The sequence below is a fragment of the Fundidesulfovibrio agrisoli genome, from assembly GCF_022808715.1.
Classification (GTDB): domain Bacteria; phylum Desulfobacterota; class Desulfovibrionia; order Desulfovibrionales; family Desulfovibrionaceae; genus Fundidesulfovibrio; species Fundidesulfovibrio agrisoli.
Window position 1 is genome coordinate 17822 of the sequence record NZ_JAKZKX010000004.1, and the last position, 26218, is coordinate 44039.

General features: G+C 67.9%; 23 protein-coding genes. 1 reads left to right on the top strand and 22 read right to left on the bottom strand.

The genetic code is table 11. The annotated features are described in order from the left end of the window. Positions 1-8: 8 nt before the first annotated feature. From MLE27_RS04050 to MLE27_RS04135, 18 genes are all read right to left on the bottom strand, one after another. On the bottom strand, positions 9-1766 hold the full coding sequence (locus tag MLE27_RS04050) for a UDP-N-acetylglucosamine 2-epimerase (RefSeq protein WP_243310604.1): 1758 nt from the start codon (positions 1764-1766) through the stop codon (positions 9-11). A gap of 153 nt (positions 1767-1919) precedes the next feature. After that, positions 1920-3725 carry a 6-hydroxymethylpterin diphosphokinase MptE-like protein gene (locus MLE27_RS04055; RefSeq protein ID WP_243310605.1) on the bottom strand — a complete coding sequence of 602 codons (1806 nt, stop codon included), beginning with the start codon at positions 3723-3725 and terminating at the stop codon, positions 1920-1922. 6 nt (positions 3726-3731) lie between these two features. Next, positions 3732-4829 carry a nucleotidyltransferase family protein gene (locus MLE27_RS04060; RefSeq protein ID WP_243310606.1) on the bottom strand — a complete coding sequence of 366 codons (1098 nt, stop codon included), beginning with the start codon at positions 4827-4829 and terminating at the stop codon, positions 3732-3734. 13 nt (positions 4830-4842) lie between these two features. Continuing rightward, entirely contained in the window at positions 4843-6021 is a 1179-nt protein-coding gene (gene neuC, locus MLE27_RS04065) for a UDP-N-acetylglucosamine 2-epimerase (protein ID WP_243310607.1), read from the bottom strand. After that, the gene (neuB, locus tag MLE27_RS04070) at positions 6018-7049 is read right to left on the bottom strand and encodes an N-acetylneuraminate synthase (RefSeq protein WP_243310608.1); all 1032 of its coding nucleotides are present in this window, start codon (positions 7047-7049) and stop codon (positions 6018-6020) included. The genes neuC and neuB overlap by 4 nt, the downstream gene beginning before the upstream one ends. Continuing rightward, positions 7046-7687, bottom strand: a complete 642-nt coding sequence (locus tag MLE27_RS04075) for an acetyltransferase (RefSeq protein WP_243310609.1) — start codon at positions 7685-7687, stop codon at positions 7046-7048. The genes neuB and MLE27_RS04075 overlap by 4 nt, the downstream gene beginning before the upstream one ends. Positions 7688-7698: 11 nt before the next feature. Further along, the gene (locus MLE27_RS04080) at positions 7699-8856 is read right to left on the bottom strand and encodes a LegC family aminotransferase (protein WP_243310610.1); all 1158 of its coding nucleotides are present in this window, start codon (positions 8854-8856) and stop codon (positions 7699-7701) included. Between the two features lie 267 nt (positions 8857-9123). After that, complete coding sequence (locus MLE27_RS04085) at positions 9124-10134, bottom strand: NAD-dependent 4,6-dehydratase LegB (RefSeq protein WP_243310611.1); 1011 nt, start codon at positions 10132-10134, stop codon at positions 9124-9126. A 95-nt stretch (positions 10135-10229) separates the two neighbouring features. Then, positions 10230-10991: an oxidoreductase gene (locus MLE27_RS04090; RefSeq protein ID WP_243310612.1), complete on the bottom strand. Its 762-nt coding sequence runs from the start codon at positions 10989-10991 to the stop codon at positions 10230-10232. A gap of 512 nt (positions 10992-11503) precedes the next feature. Further along, complete coding sequence (locus MLE27_RS04095; RefSeq protein ID WP_243310613.1) at positions 11504-12811, bottom strand: aminotransferase class III-fold pyridoxal phosphate-dependent enzyme; 1308 nt, start codon at positions 12809-12811, stop codon at positions 11504-11506. 4 nt (positions 12812-12815) lie between these two features. Beyond that, positions 12816-13598 (bottom strand): cytidylyltransferase domain-containing protein, encoded by a 783-nt coding sequence (locus MLE27_RS04100; RefSeq protein WP_243310614.1) that lies wholly within the window; start codon positions 13596-13598, stop codon positions 12816-12818. A 3-nt stretch (positions 13599-13601) separates the two neighbouring features. Then, positions 13602-14630 (bottom strand): Gfo/Idh/MocA family protein, encoded by a 1029-nt coding sequence (locus MLE27_RS04105; RefSeq protein ID WP_243310615.1) that lies wholly within the window; start codon positions 14628-14630, stop codon positions 13602-13604. A 42-nt stretch (positions 14631-14672) separates the two neighbouring features. Then, a complete protein-coding gene (locus MLE27_RS04110; protein ID WP_243310616.1) occupies positions 14673-15620 on the bottom strand; it encodes a Gfo/Idh/MocA family oxidoreductase in 948 nt (315 codons plus the stop codon). A 17-nt stretch (positions 15621-15637) separates the two neighbouring features. After that, the gene (locus MLE27_RS04115; protein WP_243310617.1) at positions 15638-16603 is read right to left on the bottom strand and encodes a Gfo/Idh/MocA family oxidoreductase; all 966 of its coding nucleotides are present in this window, start codon (positions 16601-16603) and stop codon (positions 15638-15640) included. A 38-nt stretch (positions 16604-16641) separates the two neighbouring features. Further along, positions 16642-17745, bottom strand: a complete 1104-nt coding sequence (locus tag MLE27_RS04120; protein ID WP_243310618.1) for a hypothetical protein — start codon at positions 17743-17745, stop codon at positions 16642-16644. A gap of 155 nt (positions 17746-17900) precedes the next feature. After that, positions 17901-18581 carry a phosphocholine cytidylyltransferase family protein gene (locus MLE27_RS04125; RefSeq protein ID WP_243310619.1) on the bottom strand — a complete coding sequence of 227 codons (681 nt, stop codon included), beginning with the start codon at positions 18579-18581 and terminating at the stop codon, positions 17901-17903. Positions 18582-18727: 146 nt separating this feature from the next. Next, complete coding sequence (locus MLE27_RS04130; protein ID WP_243310620.1) at positions 18728-19912, bottom strand: CDP-glycerol glycerophosphotransferase family protein; 1185 nt, start codon at positions 19910-19912, stop codon at positions 18728-18730. A 218-nt stretch (positions 19913-20130) separates the two neighbouring features. Further along, positions 20131-21135, bottom strand: a complete 1005-nt coding sequence (locus MLE27_RS04135; RefSeq protein ID WP_243310621.1) for a glycosyltransferase family protein — start codon at positions 21133-21135, stop codon at positions 20131-20133. A gap of 139 nt (positions 21136-21274) precedes the next feature. On the opposite strand from MLE27_RS04135, the gene MLE27_RS04140 reads away from it, so the two are divergent. Next, positions 21275-22885, top strand: coding sequence for a glycosyltransferase (locus MLE27_RS04140; protein ID WP_243310622.1), 1611 nt, complete (start codon positions 21275-21277; stop codon positions 22883-22885). Here MLE27_RS04140 and MLE27_RS04145 read toward each other — a convergent pair. The 4 genes from MLE27_RS04145 to MLE27_RS04160 form a co-directional block, all read right to left on the bottom strand. Then, positions 22875-24521 (bottom strand): CgeB family protein, encoded by a 1647-nt coding sequence (locus MLE27_RS04145; RefSeq protein ID WP_243310623.1) that lies wholly within the window; start codon positions 24519-24521, stop codon positions 22875-22877. The genes MLE27_RS04140 and MLE27_RS04145 overlap by 11 nt on opposite strands. Positions 24522-24648: 127 nt before the next feature. After that, positions 24649-25272, bottom strand: coding sequence for a class I SAM-dependent methyltransferase (locus tag MLE27_RS04150; RefSeq protein ID WP_243310624.1), 624 nt, complete (start codon positions 25270-25272; stop codon positions 24649-24651). 17 nt (positions 25273-25289) lie between these two features. After that, a complete protein-coding gene (locus MLE27_RS04155; protein WP_243310625.1) occupies positions 25290-25655 on the bottom strand; it encodes a NifB/NifX family molybdenum-iron cluster-binding protein in 366 nt (121 codons plus the stop codon). Between the two features lie 32 nt (positions 25656-25687). Next, positions 25688-26062: a DUF134 domain-containing protein gene (locus MLE27_RS04160; RefSeq protein ID WP_243310626.1), complete on the bottom strand. Its 375-nt coding sequence runs from the start codon at positions 26060-26062 to the stop codon at positions 25688-25690. Positions 26063-26218: the final 156 nt, after the last annotated feature.

Sequence of the window (26218 nt, forward strand, 5' to 3'; positions counted from 1 at the left end):
TGTCTCTCCTAGTTGAGACCGGTGATGCAGTCGAGGGTGCGTTCCAGGGCGTTGCCGTCGTTGAAGGCGTTGTAGAGTTCCAGGTTGCCGAGCATGCCCACGGCCTTGCGCCGCAGTTCGGAATCGGTGACGAGCAGGCCGATCATCTCCACGCATTCCGCGGGGCTGGAGGCCCCCAGGCAGAGCCCGTCCGCAACGAAATCGATGGGGCAGGGCGCGCCCGAATAGTTGAAGCACAGGGAAAGCTTGCCCATGGCCGCGCCCTCCACGATCAGGTTGCTGCCGAGCGTCACCAGCAGGTCCGAAGTATTTAGAAGGGCCAATACGTCGCATTTGTCAACAACGACTATGTGCTTAGGGTTACCTGCGCGCTGCAGGGCGGGGGCCACCAACTCAGGCGTGTCGGCCGGGTGCAGCTTCACCACCACGAAGAGGTCGTCCCGGCGGGCCAGGGCTTCCAGAGTGGGGTTGATCTCCAGGAGTTGCCGGGGCCTGTGTTCGGTGGCGATGACCACCAGGGGCCGCCCGTCGCGGTCCGGCAGCAAACGCCCGGTGTATTCTCGGTCTGCCTGGGCGTCGCGGGCGGTGCTCCGGTCGAAATAATAGGAGCCAACGTGGCGGATTGACTGCGGCTCCACTCCTGCGCGTATCATCAACTGGGCGTGCTGCGTGCCGTAGGCCAGATGCAGCGCAGTGGGGAACAAGCGGCAGGTGGGGTGATCCATGAGCAGAATCGTGGGCACACCCACTGTGCGCAGGCCTGCTGCCTCTCCGATGCTGGAGACAGCCGAGCATACAGACAGAGATTCGTTGACGCAGGCCGCCGTGGTGACTCCCAAGGCCGCCGCCGTGTGAGCGGCCTTGGCAATCTGGTGGAAAATCGCAAAATAATTGCAGATTGTTGCAACACATGCCAGGGCCACGAGGCCCAGAAACTGTGCTTGCGAGCCCACCAGAGCGTCCGCAGGGGCACTCCAGGGGCCGGGGGGCACGAGCCCACGCCCGGATGCGTCCGCCAGGCTGTCCCGCAGCACCCGCACAGTGTTGGCCTGGGCCAGCACAAAAGCCGCCTGCCCCAGTGCGTGGCCGGGGTCCACGGGGCAGGCCAGCACGCCGATGTCTTCCGGGAAGGGTGAGGGCCGCCCCACCAGGGAGAGGATCAGCACCTTGAAGCCCCGCCGCCTGAGCCCCAGGATCAGGGCCTCGGCCACAGTGCTATTCACGCCCGAACCAGAGTCGTCGTAGCAAACCATTACGGTGCTGCGGTCGCAGAAGCGGGCCAGGGCTTCCGTGGCAGGCGAGGGAGCCTCCTCGGGGCGAAGGTGCGTTGTGGCCTCCCGCAACAGGGCGGGGGGAATGTCCCATATGGAGCGGAATTTCTCGAGGCTCTGCCGCTCGACGGGGAGGATCAGGAGGAGGTCCTCCCCGGGGAAGGCCTCCAGGCAGGCGCCGTGGATGAAATGCAGCATGAACAACGAGGCCACATCGTGGTGCAGGCCGTGGAACGAGCAGCGCGTCAACCCGTCGGCCCCGCAGTGCGCCAGGGTGGTCAGGGCCATGTCGTAGGCGGGTTCCCAATAAGCCTTCTCCTGTTCCTGGGAGAAGATGTCCCGGTGGAAGAGGTGCTCGAACCCCGCTTGGACACCCCTGAAGCCCTCATGGAGGTTGATCACGCGGGCCCGGGGCCGCGCGGCAAGCACCACAGCCGCGTCCTTGAGGACACGGCCGATGGGTTGATTGCCCGCCACCCAGAATGTCTCCGCCATGTAATGCTCCATTCTTGGCTATCACCGGTTCCCGGCGCGTATCGTCAAATTATTGACGTCACCCGGATTGGGCCGCCCAGGTCTATGCAAAAAACGGTGCAGTGTTTGTTTATAATTCGAAATCGCAGGATAAAGGAAAGTGGGGTCTCATACTCAGCATGACCTGAGGCTGCCGCCGAGCAGCAGCCGGGCGGGGGCCAGGCGGCGTGCGGAGACGTTACGCAGCACGTAGCCGAACTCCCGTTCCAGCGCTTCGCTGACCACGGCCACGCCCGGACCCTCGAGGGTTTCATACAGCCCGTAAACGCCCGTGTCGCTCGGCCCCTTGAAGGGCACGTCCACGGCCACCAGGGCGAAGCGGCCCGTGGGATAGAGCGCGGCCAGGGCCTGGGCGCAGGCTTCTGCGTCTCCGGGCAGGCCCAGCACGGGGAGCGGCTCCCCGGCCTGGATGCGGGCGTGGGCCAGGGCGACGCCCAAGGCCCGGCGCAAGGCTTCGGCCCAGGCGCGCAGGGTGTCCGCGAGCCCGGCCAGCATGGCGGATTCGGATTCCAGGTGGAAATATCTGTCCAGCTCGCCGGTGCGGCGAAGCGACTGGGCCAACCCTTCGAGTTCCGGCACGGGCCGCCCGCGCTCCTCGGCCTCGCGGGCAATGCTGGCGGCCGTCTCCACGTCGCGCAGGCGCTCACGCAGGGCCTGGGCCAACTCAGCTGCGCGTACGGGCGGGACGGCCCCGGCGGCTGAGGCGAAATGTTCCCGAAAGGCGGCGCGGTCCAGGTCCGGCAGGGCGGCAAGGGCCTCCAGGCCGCCGGGCAAGAACACGGAGGCGTCCAGGATGCCGGTGTCCGAGAGGCGGTGGAAGCGCATGCCGCGCTCACGGCCCAACTGGCGGGCCACATCCTCAAGTTCGGCGGCGATGCCGAAATAGTTGAAGCGTGTCCAGACCTTGCGCCCGCTCATGTCCGCGATGGGGAATACGGCGTTGGGCTCCAGCAGGTCGGCGTCCAGGCGGTGGCTGCACACCAGGGGCACATCCCGGTGCTCATCCGCTGGGGCCGCCTGCCCAGTGGCTTCGGGCGAATAGTACAGCTCCGCCGAGGCCTCGCCCGGCCAGGAGTGGTCCACCCCGGCCAGGAACACGTCCGGAGCGCCCAGGCACTCGGCCAGCCCCAGGCAGGCGATGGCGCAGCCCGTCCAGGATTCGCGCAGCCGGTAGGGGTCGGGCAGCAGCGAGGTGTTGAAGGCCTCCATGAAGAAGACTCCGGCGTAGTCCCCGGCGGCGTCGGAGATGTTGGCCCCGGAGAGGCTCACCAGCCAGGTGTTCTCGAGCTTGCGGCCCGGGCGAAGCAGGTGCGGGTAGCGGAAATCGGTGTCCAGCTGGAGCACGAAGTCCGGCTCCACGCCGTTTTCCAGGCAGAAGCCCAGCGAGAGCGAGATGCAGCCGATGAGGCAGGTGCGCTTGAGTTCCTCCAGCGCGGGCAGCACCAGGGGCAGGCTGGGCGAGGGGAAGAGCCAGGCCAGGGGCGCGCCCGCCCCCTTGCCTTCCAAGGTGCGGCACAGGGGCCAGCGCAGGTGCAGGGGATGGTTCCGGGCCAGGGCGATCTCGCGGTAGAGCAGCGCCGGGGCGTCGCCCTGGGGGCGCACGCCGAGCTCGTCCGGCACGGAGGGGCTGGTCTGGGGCAGGTAGACGTACTTGAGGTAGCGCCAGGCCAGGTTCTTCTGGATGGCCTCCACCCAGGCCGGGTGGCTGTCGTAGGCCTCGTCTCCCACCACCAGGGTCACGCCGCTCGCCAGCAGGGCGGGGTCCAGCCCGCGAACGGCCTCGAACACGGCCTCGTTGGCGCTCGGGAACCACAGCCGCCGTTCGCGCGGCACGGCCTTGTCCGGCGCGGTCCCCAGAAACACCACCAGGGAGCGGTCCCCCGGGCGCAGGTGGTAGCCGCCTTGCTGCGTGAGGAACATGCGGCCCTAGTTCCCGGACTTGTCGAACACGCGGTAGTAGTCGGTGTGGGCGCGGTCGAAGTCGGGGCGCTGGCCGATGTCCAGCCAGTACTCGTGCACCGGGAACACCGAGGGCTGGTCGCCCTGGGAGAGCAGGGCCTGGAACAGGTCCGGCATGTCGTAGGGCATGCCCCTGGGCACCAGCTCGATGAGCTCCGGGCGCAGGATGTAGATGCCCGCGCTGACGAAGAAGCTCTGCAGCGGCTTCTCGTCCAGTGAGACCATGCGCGTGCCGTCCTTGATGCGCACCACGCCGTAGGGCACCTGGAAGGAGTACTCCTTCACGGCCATGGTGGCAGCGGCGCGCTGCTGCTCGTGGAAGTCGAGCATGTGCCGGAAGTTGACGCGCGTCAGGATGTCGCCGTTCATGACCACCAGGGAGTGCTGGGGCTTCTCCGGCAGCAGGGAGAGCGCCCCGGCGGTGCCCAGGCGCTGCGTCTCCCAGATGTAGTGGATGCTCACGCCCCAGCGGGAGCCGTCCCCGAAATATTCCTTAATCATCTCGCCCTTGTAGTTGAGCGAGATATAGAATCGCTTGAACCCGTACTCGATGAAGTTCTCCAGGATGATCTCCAGGATGGGCTTGGGGCCGACGTTGAGCAGGGGCTTGGGGCAGTCCCGGGTGAGGTCGCCCAGACGGGTGCCCAGCCCCCCGGCCATGAGCAGCACGGAGTTGGGCATCAGGTTCAAGTGCAAAAGGTCCGAGAGGGTCTCCAGGCCGATGAGGGTGCCGTCCTGGTCCACCACGGGGATGTGGCGGATGAGCTTCTCCTTCATCTTGAGCAGCGCGGCCAGGCGGCCTTCATCCTTGAGGATGGTGGTGGGCGAGCCTTCCATGACGCGGCTCACCGGGCTGTCCAGCGGGATGTTGGAGAGGATGGCCCGGCGCACGTCCCCGTCGGACACCGTGCCCATGAGCCTGCCGCTGCCGTCCACCACCAGGGCGATCTGCTGCGCGCCGGACTCGATCTTGCGGATGGCCTCCAGGAAGGGCAGGTCCGGGGCGATGGCCAGGGCGCGCCAGTCGAACGGGATTCTTTCTTGTTCGGGCATCATGGGCTGCATGGGGGGCCTCCGCTCACAGGTCGTGAAAGGTCTTGAATCCGCGCGGGGCTGCGAGCCAGGCCTTCATGGCGGCCAGCATCAGGGCCACGCCGCCCTCGCGGTGATAGGGGTTTTGCACGTTCCGGGCCAATTCGCGCATCTCGGGGCTCGTGGCCCGGCGCAGGGCGCTCTCGATCTGGGTGCGCTCCGGTTCGCAGTGGATCACGTTCTCCGGCCGGATGCGCCCGAGCTGCCGGTTGCCGATGTCCACGGCGGGCACGCCCATGGAGGGCGACTCCAGCAGCCCGCTGGAGGAGTTGCCCGCCACGGCCAGGCAGCAGCGCATGGCCGAGAGGTAGCGCAGACGCCCCAGCGAGGCGAAATGCCGCCAGTTGGCCGGGTGCGCGGCCACGCGCTCCGCGATGAGTCGGGCGTGCTCGCGGCCGTGGGCGTCGGCGTTGACCCCGGTGAAGACCACAGCCAGATCAGGGGCCAGCTCCGGCAAAGCCTCCAGGGCGTCCAGCAGGGCCTCGCACTGCGCGGCGGAGCTGTGCCCCTCCTGCGTGACGGGGTGGAAGGTGACCAGCAGGAAGGGCTGATTCTCCCCGATGTCCAGGGTCTTGGCCACCTCGGCGCGGGTGAGCAGGCTCTCGGGGCGCAGGCCGTCCAGGCCGGGGTCGCCCGTGGTGAACACCGTGTCCGGGTGCTCGCCCATCTGGATCACCCTCCGCCGGTAGGGCTCGGCGCTGACGAAGTGCAGGCGGGAGAGTTTGGTGATGGCGTGGCGGAAGGCGTCGTCCGTGGCCCCGTAGGTCAGCTCGCCCCCGGCGATGTGCGCCACGGGCACGCCCATGACCACGGCGGCGGCCGCGGCGCAGAGCGCCTCGTAGCGGTCGCCCAGCACCACCAGCAGGTCAGGGGCCAGGCGGCCGAGCGCCGGGCCGTAGCCCGCCAGGGCCAAGCCCATGCCCGCGCACACGGCCTCGGGGCTGTCGGCCTCCCCGAGCATCTCCACGCATTCGTCCGGCTCGAAGCCGTCGGCTCGTATCTCGGAGACGGTCATGCCGTGCGCCGGGGAAAGATGGCTGCCGCTGACCAGCAGGCGCAGGGCGCAGTCCGGGTCGGCGCGCAGGGCCTCCAGCAGCGGTTTCAGCAAGCCGTAGTCGGCCCTGGTGCCGGTGAAGACGCAGACGGTGTGCTTGGCGGCGTTCACGGCAGCTCGATCTGTTCGTCGGGTCGGTAGTCCCTGGAGGCCGCGCGCCCGATGACCTCGTCCCAGCGCATGGGGGAGAGGCCCGTGCCGGGGCGCTTGGCGGTCAGGTTCTCCTCCGTGAAGGCCTCGCCCGCGAGGATGGCCCTGGCTGCCACGATGCTCTTGCGGGCCACGGCGCGGTTGGGCAGCTCCGAGGCGGTGGGGCGCTTGCGCCCGTCGCCCATCGCTCGCTCGATGTTGCGGATGGCGCACACCATGGACGCAAGCTCCTGCGGCTCCAGGCTGGCGGCGTGGTCCGGGCCGGGCAGGAACCTGTCCAGGGTGAAGTGCTTCTCGATCACCGTGGCGCCCAGGGCCACGGCCGCGATGGGCACCTCGATGCCTTTCGTATGGTCGGAGTAGCCCACGTTGACCCCGGGGAAGGCGCTGGCGATGGTGTTCATGGCCCGCAGGTTCACCTCGTCCATGGGGGTGGGGTACTGGGTGGTGCAGTGCAGCACGGTGATGCGCGAGAGCTCCACGCCCCGGGCTTCAAACACGGCCAGGGCGGCCTCGACGTCGCCCAGGTCCGCCATGCCCGTGGAGAGCAGCACCGGCAGCCCGGCGTCCGCGACGGCCCGCAGATAGGGCAGGTTGGTGATCTCGCCCGAGGGCACCTTGAAGATTGGCGAGCCCAGGCGGCGCAGCAGGTCCACGCTCTCCAGGTCGAACGGGGAGGAGAGGAAGGCCACCCCGCGCAGGGTGCAGCGCTCGATCAGGGTCTCGTGGGCGGCCACGTCCAGCTCCAGCTTTTTGAGCATCTCCAGCTGGGATTCGCCGGAGCCGGTGCGCTCCTTCTGGTAGGCGGCCTTGGGCGCGGACGCCGCGGCCAGGCGCTCGGCCTTGAAGGTCTGGAACTTGATGACGTCCGCCCCGGCCTCGGCGGCGGCGTCCACCATGTCCAGGGCGCGGGCTATGTCCCCGTTGTGGTTGACCCCGGCCTCGGCGATGACCAGCACGCGGCGGGCAGGGCTGGCAGGCGTGTTCATGACGGCCCCCGGCAGGTTGTGGGCGTGAGGCGGGTTCCGGGCGAAAGCGGGGCGAGCACCTTCTCGCCCATGCCCACGAAGCAGCCCGCGCCGATGGAAATGTTGTCGCGGCAGACCGCGCCGCTGCCGATGAAGCAGCCCTCGCCCACGCGCGTGCCGCCGTTGAGCACCGCACCGGTGGAGATGTGGCAGAAGTCGCCCACATGGGCGTCGTGCTCTATGAGCGCCCTGGTGTTCACGATGCAGTGCGCGCCCACCGTGGCTCCGGCGTTGACCACCGCGAAATGGTGCACCACCGTGCCTTCGCCCAGGCTGGCGTGGGGCGAGACCCTGGCCAGGGGCGAGACCACGGCCGGAAGGGTGAAACCCAGTTCCTTCAAGCGTTCCGCCAGCCATCTGCGGGGCTCGGGGCTGGCGACCTGGCCGATGGTCAAGAGGGCGTTGGGGCACTCGCGAACCAGCCGGGGCAGATCCTCGTCCGTTCCGAGCAGCGGATGGCCCAGGACGTCGGAAAAGCCGCAGCCGGGCCTGTCCACCACGCCTCGGATGCGCCAGCCCGCCGCCTCCAGCACGTCGATGACGGAGCGGCAATGGCCGCCGCCGCCTACGAGCAGGATGGCTTCCGGGTCCGGGGTCATGGCTGGTCCGTTCAAGGTGTTATGTTGCGGAAACTGCTGGGAATGTTCACCAGCCTGTCCGCGATGTCCAGGGAAATGTCCAGGGGGCCGCGCGGGGCCTGGGCGTACATGGGCAGGGTGTGCAGCGGCTCCCAGACGGGGCGCGTCATCACGCCTGAATCGTTGGAGAACTCCAGGAATGCGTCGCGCTGGTCACGGTCCTCCAGGAAGAGGGCGTTGAGCCAGAAGTTGGGCGTGGTGCCCTCACGGGCGTCCACGAAGGCCAGGGGCAGGCCTTTGAAGGCCTCAGCGTATTCGCTAGCCAGGGCGCGTTTGTCCGCCAGGAAGCCGGGCAGGCGCTCCAGTTGGGCGCAGCCCAGGGCGGCGTTCAGGTTGGGCAGGCGGTAGTTGAAGCCCAGCTCGTCGTGGCGGTAGAGCCAGCGGTGCGGCACCTTGGCCGTGGTGGTGACGTGCTTGGCGCGGCGGCCCAGGGCCTCGTCATTGGTCAGGATGGCCCCGCCGCCCCCGCAGGTGACGATCTTGTTGCCGTTGAAGCTGAGCGTGCCCATGAGCCCGAAGGTGCCGGTATGCCGCCCGCCCGAGGCCGAGCCCAGGGACTCGGCGGCGTCCTCCACCAGGGGGATTCCCCAGGCGGCGCAGATTTCCGCGATGGCCTCGATGCGGCAGGGGTGGCCGAAGGTGTGCATGGGCACGCAGGCCGCCACGCGCCGCCCGCTTGCTTTCTCGCGCACCTGGCCGCCCGCGCGTTCGCAGTTGGTTTCCAGAAAATCCCGCAGGGCGTCGGGGGAGAGCCCCAGGGTGTCGGCGTCCACGTCCGCGAAGGCCGGGGAGGCCCCGCAGTAGGCGACGGCGTTGCAGGTGGCCGCGAAACTGAGCGTCTGGGTGAGCACGAGGTCGCCCGGCTCCACGCCCGCCAGGCGTAGGGCCGCGTGCAGGGCCGCCGTGCCGTTGACCGTGGCCACGGCGCAGGCCGCGCCGGTGATGTCGCGCAGCATGGCCTCGAAGCGGTCCACGAAGGCCCCCACGGAGGAGACGAAGGTGGAGTCGATAGTTTGCTGCACGTAGGCCCCCTCGTTGCCCCCGAAAACCGGGGCGTGCAGGGGGACGAAGCCCTCCGGGGCGCGGTGCGCGGCCCGGACGATGCGGACGATCTGCTCGAAGGAGTCCATGGTGTATTCTGTGCGAAACCTTTTGTGTTTGAGGCTTCCGCCCCTGCCTTCGCCGCGCCGGGGACGTGGATATATTTGAAGAATATCCCCGCTCCCGGCGCGGCGAAGGCAGGAGCGGAACCCGGCAAGGTTCACGGCGGGGGCATGGCCCGGCCTTCATGAACGCTTGTGCTGAAATATCCGGCTGTGGGCGCGAAGCGGAATGGGATTCCAAAGGGAGGAACTCCCTTTGGCCGCCGGAGGCATCCCTTTCACCCATCTCATCCCCTAAATATTGTACCTGTCCGCCTTGTAGAGCCGCAGGTTCTCCGGGTCGGTGAACCAGGCCGCGGTCTCGGCCAGGCCGCGCCGGAAGCCCTCCAGCCCGCCGTATTCCGGCTGCCAACCCGCCACGCGCAGGGCCTTGGCGTTGTCCGCCCAGAGGCGCTCCACCTCGCTCTTGGCCGGGCGCAGGCGCTCCTGGTCGCAGAGCACCTCCACGTCCGCGCCCATGACCTCGGCGATCAGGCGCACGGTGTCCCCGATGGAGACCTCGAAATTGGAGCCCACGTTGACCACCTCGCCCACGGCCGCGTCCGCCTGGGCCACGGCCACGAACCCGCCCACGGTGTCGGCCACGAAGTTGAAGTCCCTGGTGGGGTGCAGCGCGCCGAGCTTGATGGATCGGCTGCCGCCCGCGATCTGGGTGATGACGGTGGGGATCACCGCCCTGGCCGACTGGCGCGGGCCGTAGGTGTTGAAGGGCCGGATCACGCTCACCGGGGTCTCGAAGGAGGAATAAAACGACAGGGCGATCTGGTCCGCCCCGATCTTGGAGGCCGAATAGGGCGACTGGCCCTGGAGGGGATGCTCCTCGGTGATGGGCACGAAGCGGGCCGTGCCGTAGACCTCGCTGGTTGAGGTGTGCACCACGCGGGCGACGCCCAGGTCCCGCGCGGCCTGGACCACGTTGAGCGTGCCCTTCACGTTGGTGTCCACGTAGGTGTCGGGCGAATGGTAGGAGTAGGGGATGGCGATGAGCGCGGCCAGGTGCAGCACCACGTCGCAGCCGCGCATGGCGGTGCGCACGCCGTTGGGGTCGCGGATGTCGCCCGCGAACACGTCCAGGCTCCTGCGGATCTCGGCGGGCGAGGAGTCCAGCCAGCCCCAGGAGTTGAAGGAGTTGTAGAGCACGAAGGCCCGCACGTCGCAGCCCATGCGCACCAGGCGCTCGGTGAGGTGCGAGCCGATGAAGCCGTCGGCCCCGGTGACCAGGATTTTCTTGCCAGCAAGCTGCATACGCGTCCCGCCCGTTTTGTGGCCGCCCCCGCGTCCCCGGAGTTCGCCCCAGGGGGATGCGTGCGCCATGAAGACCGTTGAGGGTGATTCCCGCGCTAAAGGGTCCAGCCGTCGTCCACCACGATGTTCTGCCCGTTCACGTAGGCCGAGGCATCGGACAGCAGGTATACGATAGTGCCCATGATGTCATCGGGGTCGAGCATGCCCTTGCTCATGCCGTGGCGGTTGTAGGCCGCCAGGAATGCCTCGGGTTGGGCGTCCAGGATGCCGCCGGGGCTCAGGCAGTTGTAGCGGATACCGTTGCCCCTGAAATACTTGGCGAAGTATTTCGCCAGATGCTGGAGCGCCGCCTTGATGGCCGCGTATTCCACGGGCATGGTCATGGGCGTGCCGTCGTAGATTTCGAAGCGCGGGGCCATCACCCCGTAAATCGAGGAGAGGAACACCACGTTGCCCCCGCCCTGGGCCTTGAAGGCCAGGCTGAAGCGCTGCGCCGCCAGGAAGTAGCCCCCCAGGTGCAGGGAGACGTTCTCGCTGAAGTCGGCGTAGGTGACGTCCTCCAGCTTGCGGCCGTAGTTCTTGTTGCGGGGGTAGGCTGTGCAGACCAGGGCGTCGATGCGCCCGCGCAGGCCTGTGACCTGGGCGACGGCCTCGTCCAGGGAGGTGGCGCTGGTCATGTCCACCTGATGGCAGGAAATTTTGTCCGCTGGAAACTCAGCTGCGACAGCCTCGGCCCGGGCCAGGTCGAAGTCGGCGATGGCCGCGTTGCCGCCTTCGCCCAGCACGGCCGCGACGATCCTGCGGCCCAGAAGGCCCGCGCCGCCCAGCACCACCACGGTCTTGTCCTTGAGCATCATATTGAATCCTTGCTTCGTCTCACGCCGTCCGGCGGAAATTTTACGTATCATGGGCCGAAGGCTCTTTCGGAGCGGTTTGCAACCCCACCCACCGGTTTCGGATTCTTGTTCAGCCGAGCATCACGCGGGACGGGCTCGCGTTCTTGTCCAGCCGCCCCGCCGCTATGAGCCACAGCAGGTCAGGCCATCACGTGGGGCGACTTAGCGTTCTTGTTCAGCCGACCTGCCGCCGTGAACCGCGCTGGCTCCGCTCTGGGCCTGCTCCGGGCCGGGCATGACGATATTCTTCAAATATATCGGCTTGCCCGGCCCGGAGCAGGCCCAGGGCGGAGCCTACAACCAACGGAAGCATCTGCGGTTCCGGTACGGCGAAATAAGTCATCCCGGCGCTGCGGAGGCCCGGCCCGGAGACTACAGCCAACGGGAAGCCTCCGGCGGCCAACGGGCTGCGCCCTTTGGAATCCCAATATATGCCCCGGGGGGCGCGTGCGGCCCCCGGGGCAATAGAAAACCTAGGTCAGCCGCTTGAACCCGGCCTGGATCACCCCGCCCTTGAGGCGCTTCTCCAGGCTGCCGTCCTGCTGGGCGGCGCGCAGCTCCGCGAACACGATGGCCGAGTCGGCCACGAAGCGGTCGATGATGGCCTCGTCGTAGGCGTTGGTCATGTAGACCGCCGCGCCCAGCAGATAGCCCTTCTCAAGCATCTGCTGGGTGTAGAAGGTCTGCGCCGCCGGAGCCTCCGGGCAGGTGAACCCGATGTGCGTCAGCGGCGGGATGCCGTCGATGTGCACGCCCACGCCGGTCTCGGCGGCGATGCGCTCCCAGCCCGCATTGAGCCTGAGCCCCAGCTCCGTCAGCCGCGCGGGCACGTTCAGCCTCTCCATCTTCTCCAGGGTGGCCAGGGCGGCGGTGTAGCCCACGCGCTCCGTCCACATGGTGGAGCTGATGAAGCTGGACTGCGCCGCGTCCATGGCCTTGCGCCTGCCGATGATGGCCGCGATGGGGTAGCCGTTGCCCAGGGCCTTGCCGAACACGGCGATGTCCGGCTCCACGCCGTAGGTCAGGTGGATGCCGCCCATGTTCACGCGGAAACCCGACGTCACTTCGTCGAAGATCAGCACCGCGCCGATGCGGTCGGCGATGGCCCGCACGCCCTCCAGGAAGCCGGGGGCCGGGGCGTTGCCGCGCTGGGGCTCCATGATGATGACGCCGATGTCGTCGTGGCGCTTGGTCAGGGCTTCCAGCTCGTCCAGGCGGTTGTAGTTGAAGGGGAGGTTGCTCTCCTTGAGGCCCCGGAACAGGCCCGTGGGGGAGAGGCCGGGCAGCAGCTGGCCGTCCAGGTTGCTCTCGTCGCCGATGTTGGCGGCCAGGTACCAGTCGTGCCAGCCGTGGTAGCCGCAGAAGGCCACGCGGCCCTTGCCCGTGGCGGCGCGCCCGATGCGCACGGCCACGGCGCAGGCCTCGCCCCCGGTGCGGGCGAAGCGCGCCTGCTCGGCCCAGGGGTGCAGCCCGATGAGCCGCTTGGCCAGGGCCACCTCCTCCGGGGCGTTCAGGGTGCACATGCTGCCCTTGTTCACGGCCTCGATCACGGCGGCGTTCACGTCGTCGTCGGCGTAGCCCAGCACGCAGGCGCCCACGCCCATCTGGGCGAAGTCGTAGTAGTGGTTGCCGTCCAGGTCCCAGACTTCGCAGCCCTTGGCCCGGTCGTAGTAGGCGGGCCACAGCCCGGGGAGGAAGCGCTCCGCGCGCTTGGAGAGCAGCTGGTTGCCCCCGGGGATGATCTGCTTGGCTTCCTGCCAGAGTTTCTGTCCTGTGTTCATGGCTTTATGCCTTCTCGGCGGAGCTCGCGCTTTCCTGTTCGCGTTCGCTGTTGAAGTTGGCCCAGTATTCCTCCACGCGCGTGGCGTTGAGGCGGGTGAGGCCGCCCGCGAGCATGTGCCCCACGATCTCGGCGGCGGTGGCCTTGGCCACGCACGGCCCCATGCCCTCGATCACGGCGCGGAAGAGGTCGGCGTCCTCGGCGTAGTCCAGGGTGAGGCGCACGGCGTCGCTGTTGCCGGGCACGGTGAAGGTGACGGTCTCGAAGCGGTCGAAGTCGAAGATGCGGCCCCAGCCGGTCTCAAGCTGCTCGCCGTGGTGGCCCTCCAGGCTGTCGGCCAGCATGCCGGCCGCGTAGCCCCAGGCGTTCATGCCGAAGGGCAGGCCCTCGGTCTTCACGCCGGGCGCGCCCTGGGCCAGGCCGTCGTACACGGCGCGCATGGCCTCGGGCGCGCAGAGCACGTCGTCGCCGTCCACGGAGACTATCGCCGAGAGCTTCAGGGCCTGGGCCGCCTGCAGGTGGCGCAGGGGGATGTTGCCCTTGCTGCCCGCGAACACCGTGACGCCCTGGGCCTCGAAGGCCTTGAGGGCCTCGTTGTCGGGCTCCGGCGTGGTGGCGATGACCACTACGGCCCGGCCCGTGGCCAGCTCGGAGGCGAACTCCCCCTGGATGCGCCAGAGCAGCCAGTGCAGGAAGGGGCGGCCCCCGGCCTCCAGCAGGTGCTTGCGCTTGAGCCGGGTGGAGCCCAGCCTGGCAGTGACCAGAATGCCGATGGTGCCGGTATTCATGGCTCAGCCCGCGAAGTCGATGGGCACGAAGCGGGATTCCCGGTCGGCCTGTTCGATGGCGAAGAGGGTCTTGAGCACCTGGTGGTCGCGCTCCATGGTGTTCACGAAGGAGCCTTCGCCGCGCACGGCCTTGAGGAAGCAGGCCACCTCGTCGATGTACATGTTCTCGCCGATGTTGGCGTTGTAGCCTTCCTGGGCCTTGCCCATGCTGTAGGGGATGGTCTCCCAGGCGTTGGCGGCGGGGTCGAAGATCTTGATGGCGTTCTCGTCCCAGTCCCAGCGGAGCTGCTTGGCCTCGCCGTTGATGACCATGCGCCTGGTGGCCGCGCGGGAGACAACGTCCACGCAGAGGTTCAGCATGAAGTCGCCGTAGTCCAGCAGGGCGTTGTAGGTGTCGTCGATGCCCTCGGCCCCCTCGATCTCGATGGTCTTGCGGAACATGCCCGCCACGCGCTTGGGGAAGCCCAGCACGTCAACCAACCAGGTCAGCTCGAAGGGCACGATCTCGCGCCCGCCGCCCGTGGCCGGGTTGGAGACGTAGTACTCTCGCACGTGCTCGTAGGTGTGCCAGTCCGGCAGGTACTGGCCGGAGTGGTAGAGGATGTTGGAGATCTTTCCGAGCTTCCCCTCGCGGATGATGGCGGCCACGGTCTGGATGGCGGGGTGGAAGTACAGCGTGGAGGACGGCGCGGCCACGATGCCCGCCTGGTTGCACAGGGCGATGACCTCCTCCATGTCGGTGTCCACCACGCTGGCCTCCACGAAGAAGGGCAGGCGCAAGGCGGCGGCCTTCTTCATGTAGATGTGGTGCGCGTCGGGCGGCACGGAGATGATGAGGGCGTCGGGCTTGTGGGCGGCCACGGCCTTGTCGAAGTCGTCGTAGGTGGCGACGCCGTGCAGGGAGGCGGCCTCCTCGCGGCGGTCCTGGCGGGTGTCGAAGCCGGCGATGTCCGCCGGGGCGAAGTCGAGGGCCTTGAGGCAGCGGATGCGGCGTTTGCCCATGGACCCCAGTCCGATGACGAGCGCTTTCATGGAAATATCCTCCCTCACGCGGGGTGTGGCGTAAGCGTCGCGTCAGTTGGCGGCGCGACCGCACATGGTGTCGTACACGTTCATGCGCCTGGCCTGCTCCTCGATGGTGCAGAAATCCTCCAGGCGGCCTTCCAGAAAATTGCGGACCTCCAGGTAGAGGCCGGGCTTGAATTCGGTGTCCAGGGCGTCGTCGATCTCCACGCGGTTCACGGCCACGGAGCCGATCTCCTGCACGTGGAGCTGCTCCATGGGACGGAAGATGTAGCGCCGTTTGGCCGTGAGCACCTCCACGCCCCAGCGGCCGGGAGCCGCCCAGTTGGCGTGGTAGGAGAAGGGCGCGCCGCCCTTGGCCAGGCCCGCGCCTGCGAACACGGCGCAGTCCGGGTGCCAGTCCAGCGTGCCGGAGGTGAAGCAGGCGATCTTCTCGGGCGCGCCGCCCAGGAAAAAGGCCGTGTCCACCACGTGGGAGGAGTTGGCCAGGAACCAGTTGGCCATCACCTCGGCGGGCTTCTTGAGGGTTGCGATCACGTGGCTCCACTCGGTGAACTCGAACATGAAAGAGGTGGGGCCGCCGTCCTCCGCGATCATCCTGCGCGCGGCCAGCACCGGGGCGTAGAAGCGCCGGTTGTAGCCCAGCACCACGTCGGCCCGCAGGCTCGCGGCCAGGGCCGCCACCTCGCGCACCTGGGCGGAGTCCACTCCGCCGGGCTTTTCCAGCAGAATCTTGCGCACGCCCGCGCGCAGCAGGGCCTTGGCCGTGGGGGCAAGCTGCTCCACTCCCACGCTCACCACGGCGGCGTCCGGCAGCTTGGCGCCCGAGGCGATATGGGCATCCAGCCCGCCCTGGACCACGGGCACGCCCGTGGCCTCCTCGAAGGCCTTGGCCGAGGCCGCGCCGCGCCCCACCACCGTGGTGGGGGCCTCCAGGGCCTTGAGGGCCTTCATGTAGTCCTGGGCCATGAGGCCCGAACCGATAAGCCATATGGACATGGTGGTTTCCTTCTCGATCAGGTGATGGGGCAGCTCAGGGTGGAGCGGCCGCATTTGCGCAGGTGGCCCAGCAGGGCGTCCAGCATGCCGGTGTGCAGCAAGGCCGAGGCCTCGTAGTCCGGCAGCTCGCAGCGGCCCTCGGCCAGGATCAGTTCCAGGAACAGGTGGGAGAGCTCGCTCTGGTAGGGCAGGCGCACCTCCAGGGCTTCGGGCTTCCAGCCGTTCTCCGCCCGGCGGACCGTGCCGCTGGCGTAAATCTCGTCGATGACGGCCGAGGCGCGCTCGCCCAGGATGTTCAGCACCGGCGGCGCGGAGGAGCCCGCCCGCGCGTGCAGCGCGACCTCGGTGCCCCCGGCGCTTTGGGCCGTGAGCGTGCCGGAGAATTCGATGTAGCCCTTGCGGGAGCTTTCGTGGATCCGGCAATCCAGCCCGGAGGCGTCCCAGGTGAAGCGGGTCTCGCCGGAGAGGTAGGCTGCCAGGTCCGCGAAATGCACGGCGTTGCAGCCCAGGCCCCACATGCCGCCTTGCTGCGCCACGCGCACCGGCCCGCCCAGTATGGGCCTCAGCTCCTTGTAGAGCGGGTACATGCGGCGCGGGCAGTTGACCCAGGCCGGGATTTGCCTGGAGGCCAGCAGCTCGCCCACGGAGGCGTAGTCCTCGATGCGGGTGAAGAGCACCTTCTCGAATACGACGGCCCCCACGCCGCAGCGGGCGAGCAGCTCGCTCGCGACGGCCGCGCGCGGCCCGGAGGAGGTGGCGATCACGGCGGCCTCGTAGTCCTTCCCGGCGGGGATATCCGGCAGGAAATTCGCCTTGGAGGCGCTGGAGGCGGCCACCTCCTGGAAGCGCGAACGGGCCACGTCCAGGGATTCGGGGGAGGGGTCCACCACGTCTATGTCCAGCGCGCGGGCGGAGCGCGCCAGGCCTTGCAGATGCCTGCTGCCCAACTGGCCCGCGCCGATGAGGATTATTTTGTGCGCCATGTATGTGATTCCTGTGTGCTTTCGTTTCGTGAGGAGTGTCAGGCGGCCCCGCCGGTGAATTCCTCGGCCACGGCCTTGAGGCGCTTCAGATAGCCCGGCTCGGTGTGGCCGATCATGGCGGTCAGATAGCGTTGCAGGCGCTTCTGGCCCATGGCCTTGAAACCGGGGGCAAGGGCGCGGGTCAGGGCCTGGTCGAAGTCGTCGCCCCAGCCCAGCATGACGGCGGGGCTTAAGTCGAAAAAGGGGTGGTCGATGGGCGGGTCGCGCAGGATGAGCGCGGGCAGCCCGACCATCATGGCCTTGAGCGAGGTGTAGGACATCACGGAGATGGTGGCGTCCGAGGCGGCCAGCATTTCCTCGTCGGACTCGCCCGGCAGGGAGAGCTTGGCGTTGGGGTGGCGCAGCAGCCCGGCCATGTCCCAGGACTTGTGGCGCGGGTGCGGCTTCACCGCGAAGACGGTGCCGGGGTTGTTCCGCACGGTCTTCTGGATGAGCTGCGCGAACCTGAGCCCGGTCTCCTCGTCGTGGGGCAGGAAGATGGAGACCACCGGGGCTTCCTGGCCCATGCCGGCCCGCTCGCGGAGCTTGGCGGCGAGCTCCTGCCTGCGCTCCATGACCGCCTGCATGCGGTCGAAATCGTAGCAGCCCACAACGCGCATTTCGGCCTTGGAGCCGTTGCGGCGGCAGATGTCGGCCCAGAACTCGCTCCAGACCGCCAGCACGTCGCAGGACTCGGCACCGTAGATCTTGGGGCGCTCCCCTGGGAAGCCCTCGTGCAGGTTCAGGAAGGCGGGCTGCACCGTGAGCAGCTTGATGCCGTATTTCTTGGCCGCTGCCGCGGCGATGATGTGCACGTCCAGGGCGTCGGAGGGCGAAATGAGGATTTCGGGGCGCACGGTGGCCAGGTAGCGGTCCAGCTCGACAAAGAGGGCCTCGGTGTCGTCCATGCCCCTGTAGACGGTGTTCGCTGTATAGAGCGAAGCGCTTGGGTATTCGCCGGGGGGATAGTCCCAGGAGGTGTGGATGCTCGTATCCCGGATGACCAGATAATGACAGGCCACGTCGGTCCATTGGCGGGCCATGTCCACGAACAGCTTGTGGGAAAAGTAGTCGTAGGTGGGTATGAAGGCGACGGTTTTCAAAGTGACCTCGGTGCTTTTCCCTTGGCGGGCCTGCGGCGCTCCCTGTGTGCCCCTGGCCCGTGCCTGTTTACTGGACAAACGGTATCGAATTCATGTGATACAAATAACATGCCAGCGCACGCCAATTCTGGGTCGGGCCGCGCCGGGCTTTGTCCTCAGCCCTTGGGGGCGAACATGCTGCGTGCGTTTTTGAGGTCCTCGTCGAAGTCCACCTCGATGCAGCGGTAGTCGGAGACGTCCATGGGCACGAAGGTCACGCCGCGCTCGATCACCAGCTCCATGCCGCGCTCGAAGTAGTCCTTGTCGCCGCACTCGCGCAGGGCTTGGCGGAAGGCCTCCAGGTGGTGCGCGCCGATGGTGTTGATGCCCACGGCCTCGCCCAGGGGCTCGGCCACGGTCTTGGAGATCTCCACGATGCGCCCGCGCTCGTCGGTGCGGTACTTCACTTCCTCGTCGCCGCACTTCTTGCGGTCCACGGCCACCACGTTGCCGCCCCGGGCCATGATGTCGGCGATGATCTGCTCGTCGAAGACCACGTCGCCGTTCAGCCAGAGGGTGTCCTCGCGCTCGATGTGCTCGAGCGCGCAGAGCAGGCTCTTGGAGGTGTTGGTCAGGTAGAACTCGGGGTTGTACTTGAAGAGGACGCTGGGGAAGTATTCCATGAGGATGGCCATCTTGAAGCCCACCACCACGATGATCTCCCGCAGGCCCTGCTCGCGCAGGATGCGGATCTGCCTGCCCATGATGGTTTCGCCCGTGGGCAGCTCGGAGAGCGCCTTGGGGAAGGGCCTGCCCAGCCTGCTGCCGACGCCCGCTGCGAGAATGACCGCTTTCATAGTTGCCTCGCGAGTTTATGGTTGGAAAATTGGTTCCACGCCGCCGCTCCGGTTCAAGGAGAACGGCTGGAGAAACGGAAGCACTCTGCGATAATGGGGGATTCCAAAGGGCGCAGCCCTTTGGCCGCCGGAGGCCCCCAACTCCTTCATGCTTTCACGTCCTTCCCCGCGAGTTCGCGGGAAAGATCCGTCAGCGCCTCGCACAGCCTGGCCCCGGCCTCGGCGTCGCGGTGGCTGAAGGCCACTTCCGCCAGCTTGGCGCGCTCGGCGGCGTGGGCGTCCTGCCCGGAGAGCAGGGCCTCCATGGCCGCCAGCAGCGAGGGGGTGTCGCGCACCTTGGGGCCGGGGGTGAAGGCCTCGTAATTGTAGAGCAGCTCGCGGTTTCGCGCGACGTAGTTCTCCAGGTCGTAGGGGAAGAACAGCAGCGGCTTGCCCGTGAGCAGGAAGTCGAAATATATGGAGGAGTAATCCGTAATCAGCAGGTCCGCCAGGCGCAGCAGCGGGTAGGGGTCGGACTTGGAGTCGCAGAAGCGCAGGCTGGGCACGTTGCTGCCGGCCTTGATGTCCTCGTAGGGGTGGAACTTGCACACCAGGATGATGTTGCGCTCCTGGGCGAAGGCGGAGAGCTTGCGCAGGTCCAGCGCGCCGTCGCTGACGGCGTTGCCGCCCACGTCGCGGAAGGTGGGCATGTAGAAGGCCACGCGCGCGCCGTTTTTCTTGGCGCGCTTGAGTTCGCTGTACAGGGCCGCGTCCACGTTTATCATGTCCAGCTTGTCCGGGGCGCGCAGCAGGGCGTCGTTGCGGGGGTAGCCCAGCTCCCAGAAGGCATCGGCCCGGAAGGCGCGGGCGAAGGCCGTGCGCGTGAAGAAGGGGGAAGTGGAGAGCACCGCGTTGTACCCGGAGTAGGCCTCCGTGAGCTCCCGGGCCTTGTCCGGGTTCATGTTCACGGAGGACTCGATCTCGGGGAAGCCGATGGCCTTGAGCGGGATGCCGTGCCAGAGCTGCACCAGGAAAGCCCCGTGGGCGATGGCCCCGGCGGGAGTCCGCGTCTTCCACCAGAAGTCGTCGGAGACCACGATGGAGGCCTTGGCCAGGCGGGAGGGGCCGTCCGGGTCCTCGAAGCAGAAGGCGGGCAGGCCGTGTCCTTGCAACTCGCGGGCTTCGGGGCGGTTGAGTGTCATGAAGGTGCTGCTCAGGTGCGGGGCGTGCCTGTGGGCGTGCAGGAAGGCGTATTTGACGTTGTCGATGAACAGGCCCTTGGCCCGGCCCACGAAGACGACGTTGCCCGGCTCCTTGGGCAAGTTGGCTACAACGCTCGTCAGACGTTCCATTGCTGTGGTCTCGGACATGGGCATGTTCCTGTGCGTGCGGCTTTATGGTCGTCAAAATTCCAACGCCGCCGGTGTCGGGCGCTGTTTGGCCGATGCCGTGCAAATGCCGGGCCGAGCGAGATTCTGACAGCCTCCGGGAAGGCGCGGATGCAAAGATCGGCCGAATGCCGTACTGGCCGCTCGGGTCTGTATCGGGCAAGGGCCCCTGCGGCCGCGTCCTAGCGTGGCCCCTTGCGGGCCGCATCGAGGTAGACCTGGGCCAGCGGGGTGTCGGCCAGGGCCTGGCTCCAATGCAGGTAGAGCGGTTTGAGCACCTGGGCGTGGATGGCCCTGGCCTCCCTTCTGCGGCGTTCGAGCAGCTCCGGGGCGGGCTGGCCCGCCAGCCAGGCCGCGAAGGCCGCGGCGCGGTTGCGGGCGCGGTGCAGGGCGTCCACCTTGGCCTGGCCGGCGGCGGCCACGCGCTCGCGCAGGGGGGCGTCGGCCAGCAGGCGCTCCGCCAGGGCGCACAGGCCCTCGAAGTCGCCGGGATCGTAGAGGAAGAGCTCCTCGCCGTGGGTGAACATATCCACCAGGCCGTGCCCGATGCGCGGCGTGAGCAGGCAACTGCGGCAGGCCAGGGCCTCGAAGATGCGGAAGTTCATATCCCCGTGGTCGGAGTAGTTGAACACCAGCCTGGCCGTGGGGAACATGGCGCGGTAGTTGCCGGTGGCGCAGCAAAAACCGGGGAATCGCCGCCGCAGTTCGGCCAGCACGGCGCTGCGCCCGGGCGTGAGCAGGGGGTCGTCCTTGCCCACGAAGATCATGTCCAGGGTCTTTTCGGCGGGTATGAATTCGTCCTCGTCCCAGGCGAAGGGCGGAGACCAGAGCACCCGGGAGGCGTCCAGCCGGGGGCCGAGGAATTGGGGCAGGTGGTCGCGCAGGTTCACCGTGCAGAGGTCGAAGGCCTGGGCGTAAAGCGGATACCAGGAGTGCACGTGCGAATCCACGCAGGCGAACACGGTCAGGCACGGGTAGGATTCCAGCCCCAGCAGCGCGGGCGGGGAGCTGTTGTCCCCGAAGACGAGCACGTCCGGCTGGAACCCGGCCAGGGCGGTGACGTCCTCCCAGGCGAGGATGCGCGGCTTGTGGAACGTGACTACCGTGGTCTCGAATTCGCGCGGTTCGGGCAGGCGGTTGACGATGCTGCCGAAGAGGGGGTTGCCCAGCCAGAGCAGGCGCTTCATGCCGGACACTAGCCGCGCGGCGCGAACAATGTCAAATGTGCCGGCAGCTAATGGCCCGATACTTGCTTTGAGCGGGGGCAATGTGCACGGTGAGCGGGCCGCCATCCAGATTCAGGCCCATGCAGGAGGAGTCAGGCTCATGTCCGGGACGAACAGAACCAAGGCCAACCGCACGGACCGCGAACTCGCCTCGCTGGATGCGGAGGGCGCCTGCAATTACTATCTGAATTTCATCAACAACTTTCAGAACAGCAATGAGATGGCAGCGGCCTTCTACAACCGCGTACTGGCCGATCCGGCGGCCCGGGGGGCCGAGTTTCCGCAGAGCCTGGCGGGGCACGCCCACAAGTGGTGCTCCTGCTTGACCCCGCTGGACGAGGGCGTGCTGGCAGCCCAGGCCTCGCTTGGGGTGCGCCAGGCCCAGATCGCGCTGGAAATCTGCAGGGCCACCAATTCCGATCCGCAATCCCTGGAGGAATTGCGGAGCGCGAATTACAGGCTCCAGGCCGACGAGATACGCGACATCGCCGTCAAGCTGCTCTCGCAGGGTCCGATGAACGTGCTGCTCGCGGACCTGCTCCTGAACCTGGACTTCTGCCAGGGACACCACCCCGACGGTTGGCTGGGGGGCTTCAAGTGCCCCAAGGCCATACAGCCCCTATGGAACGTGCGCCTGTTCCAGCATTACGCCGGGTTGGGGGCGACGGAGCAGGCCATGCGCTTCTGGGACGAGGCCTACGTTGACCGAGAGGACCCCGTGACCCTGAACCTGGCGGCGGAACTCTTCCGCAGGGCCGGGGACACCGGGCGCTGCCTGGGCCTGTACGAGCGCTCCCTGGCCCTGGACCCCCTGCAATACCCGGTGGAGCTGCGCCTACGCGAGCTGCGCGAGCCCTTCCGCCCGTCGCACCGGCTGGTGAGCGAGAAACAAGTCTGCATCTATCTGTACTGCTACAACAAGGCCCGCTCCCTGGCGGAGACCCTGGAAAGCCTGGCCGCATGCGACATCGGGGCCGCGAAGATCAAGATACTGCTCAACGGCTGCACGGACGACAGCGCCGCGTCGGCCGCCAGGGCGACTGAACTCTTCCCCAACAACGAGGTGGAGGTCATCACCCTGCCCGTGAATATCGGCGCTCCGGCGGCCAGGAACTGGCTCATCAGCCAGCCCGCCACCTGGGAGTCGGACTATGTGGCCTTCCTGGATGACGATGTGGAGCTTCAGCCCGACTGGCTGGCCCATTTCCTGACCGTGGCCGAGGCGGACCCCAGCGTGGCCAACGTGGGCTGCAAGGTGGTGTTCCCCGGCGAGCACAGAATGATCCAGTACCTCTACCGGTATGTGTCCGTGGCCAATTCGCAGATGGTGCGCGTGAGCATCCCCACGCCAGGCGTTGTCTTCGATGTCGGCCTGTACGACGTGGTGCGCCCCACGCGGGTGGTGATGGGTTGCCAGCACATGATGCGCGTTTCCGCCCTGAAGGAGGTCCCCTGGTTCGACATCCGCTATTCGCCCTCCCAGGTGGACGACACGGACCACGACCTGCAATTCTGCCTCAAGGGCTATTCCGTGGCCTACTGCGGCACTGTTACCTGCGTGCACAAGCACAGCTCGGGCGTGTCCATGCGCAGCGGACTGGACTATGACCGCCAGGGCAACGTGAACGGCAACGACGTGAAGTTCTTCTATAAATATCTCGGCAGGCTCGCCGAGATGTCCCGGCTGGACAGCCTGAGCCTCAACCGCTGAGCCCGGCGGCCCCGGGCGGGACGCCCAGCGCCGCCCTGACAGCCCCGGTGGGGTCCTCCCGTTCGAGCGCAGCCAGGAAGCGGGCCTCGGCCCCCGAGGCGGCGGCGCATCCGTGGGCCAGTTGAAGCTCCTCCAGCCCTTCCCGAAGCCGGAAGGCGCGCAGGTTGACCAGGCCCAGGCGCAGGCCAAGGCGCCAGTTGTGCCTGTCGTGCAGGGAAAGCTCCGAGAGCAGGGCCAGGCGCGTCTCCTCCACCCCGGAGTAGCCGCCCAGGATCGAATCCACGGCGCGCACCAGGGCCAGGTCCTTGGGGGCGAGGGTGTGGGCGAGCATCAGGGCCTCGAACGCGGACTGGGGCGCGTGGCGCGAGCTGTCGTAGACCATGCCCAGGCGGATCTCGCGGCCGGTGCGGGCCCAGGCGGCCGCCCAGGAGCGCGCCAGCCCGGCCGGATCCTCCAGAAGGGCCGGGGGCTGCCCCGTGGCGCGGCGGTGGCGGTGCCAGAACAGCCGGGCCATGTCCCACTTGCCCAGGGCCAGTGCGGCCAGCGAGGCCGAGGCCTCCACCTCCTGATTACCGGCGAAGCGCTCCCCGGCCAGAATTCCCTCCAGCAGGCTCGAGAGCCCGGCCCTGTCTCCGAAATAATAATGCAGGCGCATGAGCCCCACCGCCGCCTCGGGCATGTCCTGCAGGGCGAGGAGCCCGGAGGCCACGGCCTGGGCGGACAGCTCCAGGCGTTCGGCCTCCAGCAGGTCGAGCAGGGTCAGGTGGAACATCAGCGCGGCCGTGCTCCCCTGGGCGGCTGTGCGCTTAAGGTCCTCCACGCGGCGCATGAGCTCCCGGGCGCGATGGACAGGCAGGTGGCAGGCCAGCACGCGCTCCCGGGCCTGAAGGCCCATGCGCTCCATCTCAGCCGGGCGGGCCAGCCAGTGGCGCAGCCTGTCGTCGAGCTCCAACACGTTGGAGTAGGTCTCCACCTCGCGCCCGGGCTCGAACAGGGTCTCCAGCCCCTCGCAGCGCGGGTTGAGCACCACGCTGCCGTGGGACGCGGCCTCGAAGAGCCTGAAGTTGATCTCGCCGGCGATGGACTCGTTGGGCACGATGCGCGTGTCCCCGAACAGGGCGAGCATCTGCTCGTAGGGCAGGTTCTCCTCCAGGCGGGCCGCAAAGCGTTCGTGCAGGAAATCGGCGAACTGGCGGCGCAGGGGGCGGCTTGGGCCGATGCGCCCGCAGAAGGAAACGTCGTGCCCGCGCGCGGCGAACGGCTTGAACGGCGCGATGCTGCCGAACCAGGGCAGGGGGAACACCTGGGGCAGGCCAAGAGCGCCCAGCCGGTGGACCCAGGCGGGCTGCGTGGTGGCCACGGCGTCGAAGAGCCTGCCGTAGTGGGCGTGCCAGAAGGCGTTGAGGTGGGAGTCGATGGACCAGAAGACCTTGATGCAGTCCAGGTGCTCAAGCCCCGCCAGGATCACCCGTGCCCCCAGCACCTCGGTCTGCACCAGGAGGTCGGGGCGGAAGCCGGACGGCTCCAGGGCCGTGCGGACGTCCGTCACCCCGGGCGCGGGCAGCACCTCCAGCACCTCGTGCCCGAGGTCCCTCAGGCTTGGCCCCAACTGGCCGTTTATCAGGCAGATGCGCATGCGTTGAACCCGTTTGGCGGCGTGGCGTTTCGCACGGGCTTATCGGCCGGACGGCCTGCGGCTTTAGACGCCCGCGCGCCCGTCCAGGTTGGACGGGACGCGCGGGTGAAGTCAAGCGTTTCGGCGGCTAGGCGCGCTCGCCGGTCATCAGGAATATGGTGAAGGTCCGCTCCGCGCCGCTGTCGGTCTTCTTGGCCAGGCGGTGGGCTTCCTGAAAGGCGATGGAAGTGAACCCGGCCTGCTCGAACACGGCCTTCAGGGCCGCGCGCTCGAACCCGGGGTGATGGGCGTGCATGGCCGAGCCGTGGAACTCCCCGCCGTCGGAGTCCAAATCCGCGAAGGCGATGCGCCCGCCGGGCTTGAGCAGGGCGTGGAAGGCCTTGGCCGCCGCCGGTACGTCGGCCACGTGGTGCAGCACCATGGAGCCGGTGATCACGTCGAAGGCGGGCAGGGCGTCCGTGGGCTGGTCAACGCTCCAGCGCACGGGGCGCACATTGGCCGCGCCCGTGGCCGCGATCTTGGCGCGCAGCACCGAGAGCATGCCCTCGGATTCGTCGGCCGCCGTCACGCTGCCCACGTGCGGGGCCAGGGCCAGGCTGACCAGCCCGGTGCCCGCGCCGTAGTCCAGCAGGCTCATGGAACGATCCAGCGGCAGGGCCCGGATCATGGCTGTGGCGATGGCGGCGGCCACGGCGGCCTTGCGCGGGTCTTCGTCCCAGGTGGCGGCTTTGGCGTCGAAATCCGAGGGCATGGGGTTCTCCCCGAAGGCTAGTGGTTGTGGCACTCGTGGCCGTGGGCCATGCACAGCTCCTGGCGGTCCTTGAGCTTGCCGTCAACCCAGGCCGCAACGGCCTCGCGCACGGGGCCGCTGGCGCCGCGCACCACGGCGATGCCGCTCTGGCGCAGCTTCATCACCGCGCCCTCGCCCATGTTCCCCGCGATGAGCTGCTTGACGCCCATGGACGAGAGGGTGCCCACCAGGTTCGACTTGCAGCCGCACTGCGGGGGCGGGGTGAAGCGCTCCTCGGCGGTGATGGCCCCGGTGTCGTCCAGGGTGATGATGGTGAAGGATTCGCAGTGGCCGAAATGTTCGTCCACCATGCCCCCACGGGTGGGGATCGCGACGATGTTCATGGGTTGCCTCCGTTGCAACGTTTGTGTGGCTGTCACAGTTGCCCGTCCTCCCGCCGCTTGGCGCAACAGCCCTGAGCCTTGCTCATGGCGCAGCGAGGGCAGCGCGCCGCCCGGCAGCCCGACTCGGGCGCGGGCCCGGCTATGCGCAGGGTCAGGCCGCGCACCAATGCCTCCGCCACCTTGGACCGGCCGGACGCCACGATGCGCCCGAAGGTCTGGCGGGAGACGCCCATCCTTGCGGCGGCCTCCTCCTGGTAGAGCCCTTCGTGGTCGGCCAGGCGGATGGCCTCGAATTCGTCCGGGGAGAGCAGGGGGCCGTCCGCTGTGGCGGCGGCTTCCTCCACTGGGCCGAAGGCGGCGCAGGCGGACCTCCCTGTGATTCTGCGGCAGCAGCGTGGGCGCGGCATGTGTGCTCCTTGAACGCCAATTATGAGCATATGCCCATAATAGTCAAGGGCGCGCTTGTGTGAACCTTTTGTCACACTCTTTCCATAAGGGTGCGCTGCCTATTCCCCGGCGTTTCGCTTCGTGCTAGAGGGGGGCGTGTCGGAAAAGGAGGCTGC

What these genes read in the sequence shown, in the direction of transcription:
- MLE27_RS04050 (WP_243310604.1), bottom strand. Translation starts at nt 1,766, where the DNA reads ATGGCGGAGACATTCTGGGTGGCGGGCAATCAACCCATCGGCCGTGTC.
- MLE27_RS04055 (WP_243310605.1), bottom strand. Translation starts at nt 3,725, where the DNA reads ATGTTCCTCACGCAGCAAGGCGGCTACCACCTGCGCCCGGGGGACCGC.
- MLE27_RS04060 (WP_243310606.1), bottom strand. Translation starts at nt 4,829, where the DNA reads ATGCAGCCCATGATGCCCGAACAAGAAAGAATCCCGTTCGACTGGCGC.
- neuB (WP_243310608.1), bottom strand. Translation starts at nt 7,049, where the DNA reads ATGAACACGCCTGCCAGCCCTGCCCGCCGCGTGCTGGTCATCGCCGAG.
- MLE27_RS04075 (WP_243310609.1), bottom strand. Translation starts at nt 7,687, where the DNA reads ATGACCCCGGACCCGGAAGCCATCCTGCTCGTAGGCGGCGGCGGCCAT.
- MLE27_RS04080 (WP_243310610.1), bottom strand. Translation starts at nt 8,856, where the DNA reads ATGGACTCCTTCGAGCAGATCGTCCGCATCGTCCGGGCCGCGCACCGC.
- MLE27_RS04085 (WP_243310611.1), bottom strand. Translation starts at nt 10,134, where the DNA reads ATGCAGCTTGCTGGCAAGAAAATCCTGGTCACCGGGGCCGACGGCTTC.
- MLE27_RS04090 (WP_243310612.1), bottom strand. Translation starts at nt 10,991, where the DNA reads ATGATGCTCAAGGACAAGACCGTGGTGGTGCTGGGCGGCGCGGGCCTT.
- MLE27_RS04095 (WP_243310613.1), bottom strand. Translation starts at nt 12,811, where the DNA reads ATGAACACAGGACAGAAACTCTGGCAGGAAGCCAAGCAGATCATCCCC.
- MLE27_RS04100 (WP_243310614.1), bottom strand. Translation starts at nt 13,598, where the DNA reads ATGAATACCGGCACCATCGGCATTCTGGTCACTGCCAGGCTGGGCTCC.
- MLE27_RS04105 (WP_243310615.1), bottom strand. Translation starts at nt 14,630, where the DNA reads ATGAAAGCGCTCGTCATCGGACTGGGGTCCATGGGCAAACGCCGCATC.
- MLE27_RS04110 (WP_243310616.1), bottom strand. Translation starts at nt 15,620, where the DNA reads ATGTCCATATGGCTTATCGGTTCGGGCCTCATGGCCCAGGACTACATG.
- MLE27_RS04115 (WP_243310617.1), bottom strand. Translation starts at nt 16,603, where the DNA reads ATGGCGCACAAAATAATCCTCATCGGCGCGGGCCAGTTGGGCAGCAGG.
- MLE27_RS04125 (WP_243310619.1), bottom strand. Translation starts at nt 18,581, where the DNA reads ATGAAAGCGGTCATTCTCGCAGCGGGCGTCGGCAGCAGGCTGGGCAGG.
- MLE27_RS04130 (WP_243310620.1), bottom strand. Translation starts at nt 19,912, where the DNA reads ATGGAACGTCTGACGAGCGTTGTAGCCAACTTGCCCAAGGAGCCGGGC.
- MLE27_RS04135 (WP_243310621.1), bottom strand. Translation starts at nt 21,135, where the DNA reads ATGAAGCGCCTGCTCTGGCTGGGCAACCCCCTCTTCGGCAGCATCGTC.
- MLE27_RS04140 (WP_243310622.1), top strand. Translation starts at nt 21,275, where the DNA reads ATGTCCGGGACGAACAGAACCAAGGCCAACCGCACGGACCGCGAACTC.
- MLE27_RS04145 (WP_243310623.1), bottom strand. Translation starts at nt 24,521, where the DNA reads ATGCGCATCTGCCTGATAAACGGCCAGTTGGGGCCAAGCCTGAGGGAC.
- MLE27_RS04150 (WP_243310624.1), bottom strand. Translation starts at nt 25,272, where the DNA reads ATGCCCTCGGATTTCGACGCCAAAGCCGCCACCTGGGACGAAGACCCG.
- MLE27_RS04155 (WP_243310625.1), bottom strand. Translation starts at nt 25,655, where the DNA reads ATGAACATCGTCGCGATCCCCACCCGTGGGGGCATGGTGGACGAACAT.
- MLE27_RS04160 (WP_243310626.1), bottom strand. Translation starts at nt 26,062, where the DNA reads ATGCCGCGCCCACGCTGCTGCCGCAGAATCACAGGGAGGTCCGCCTGC.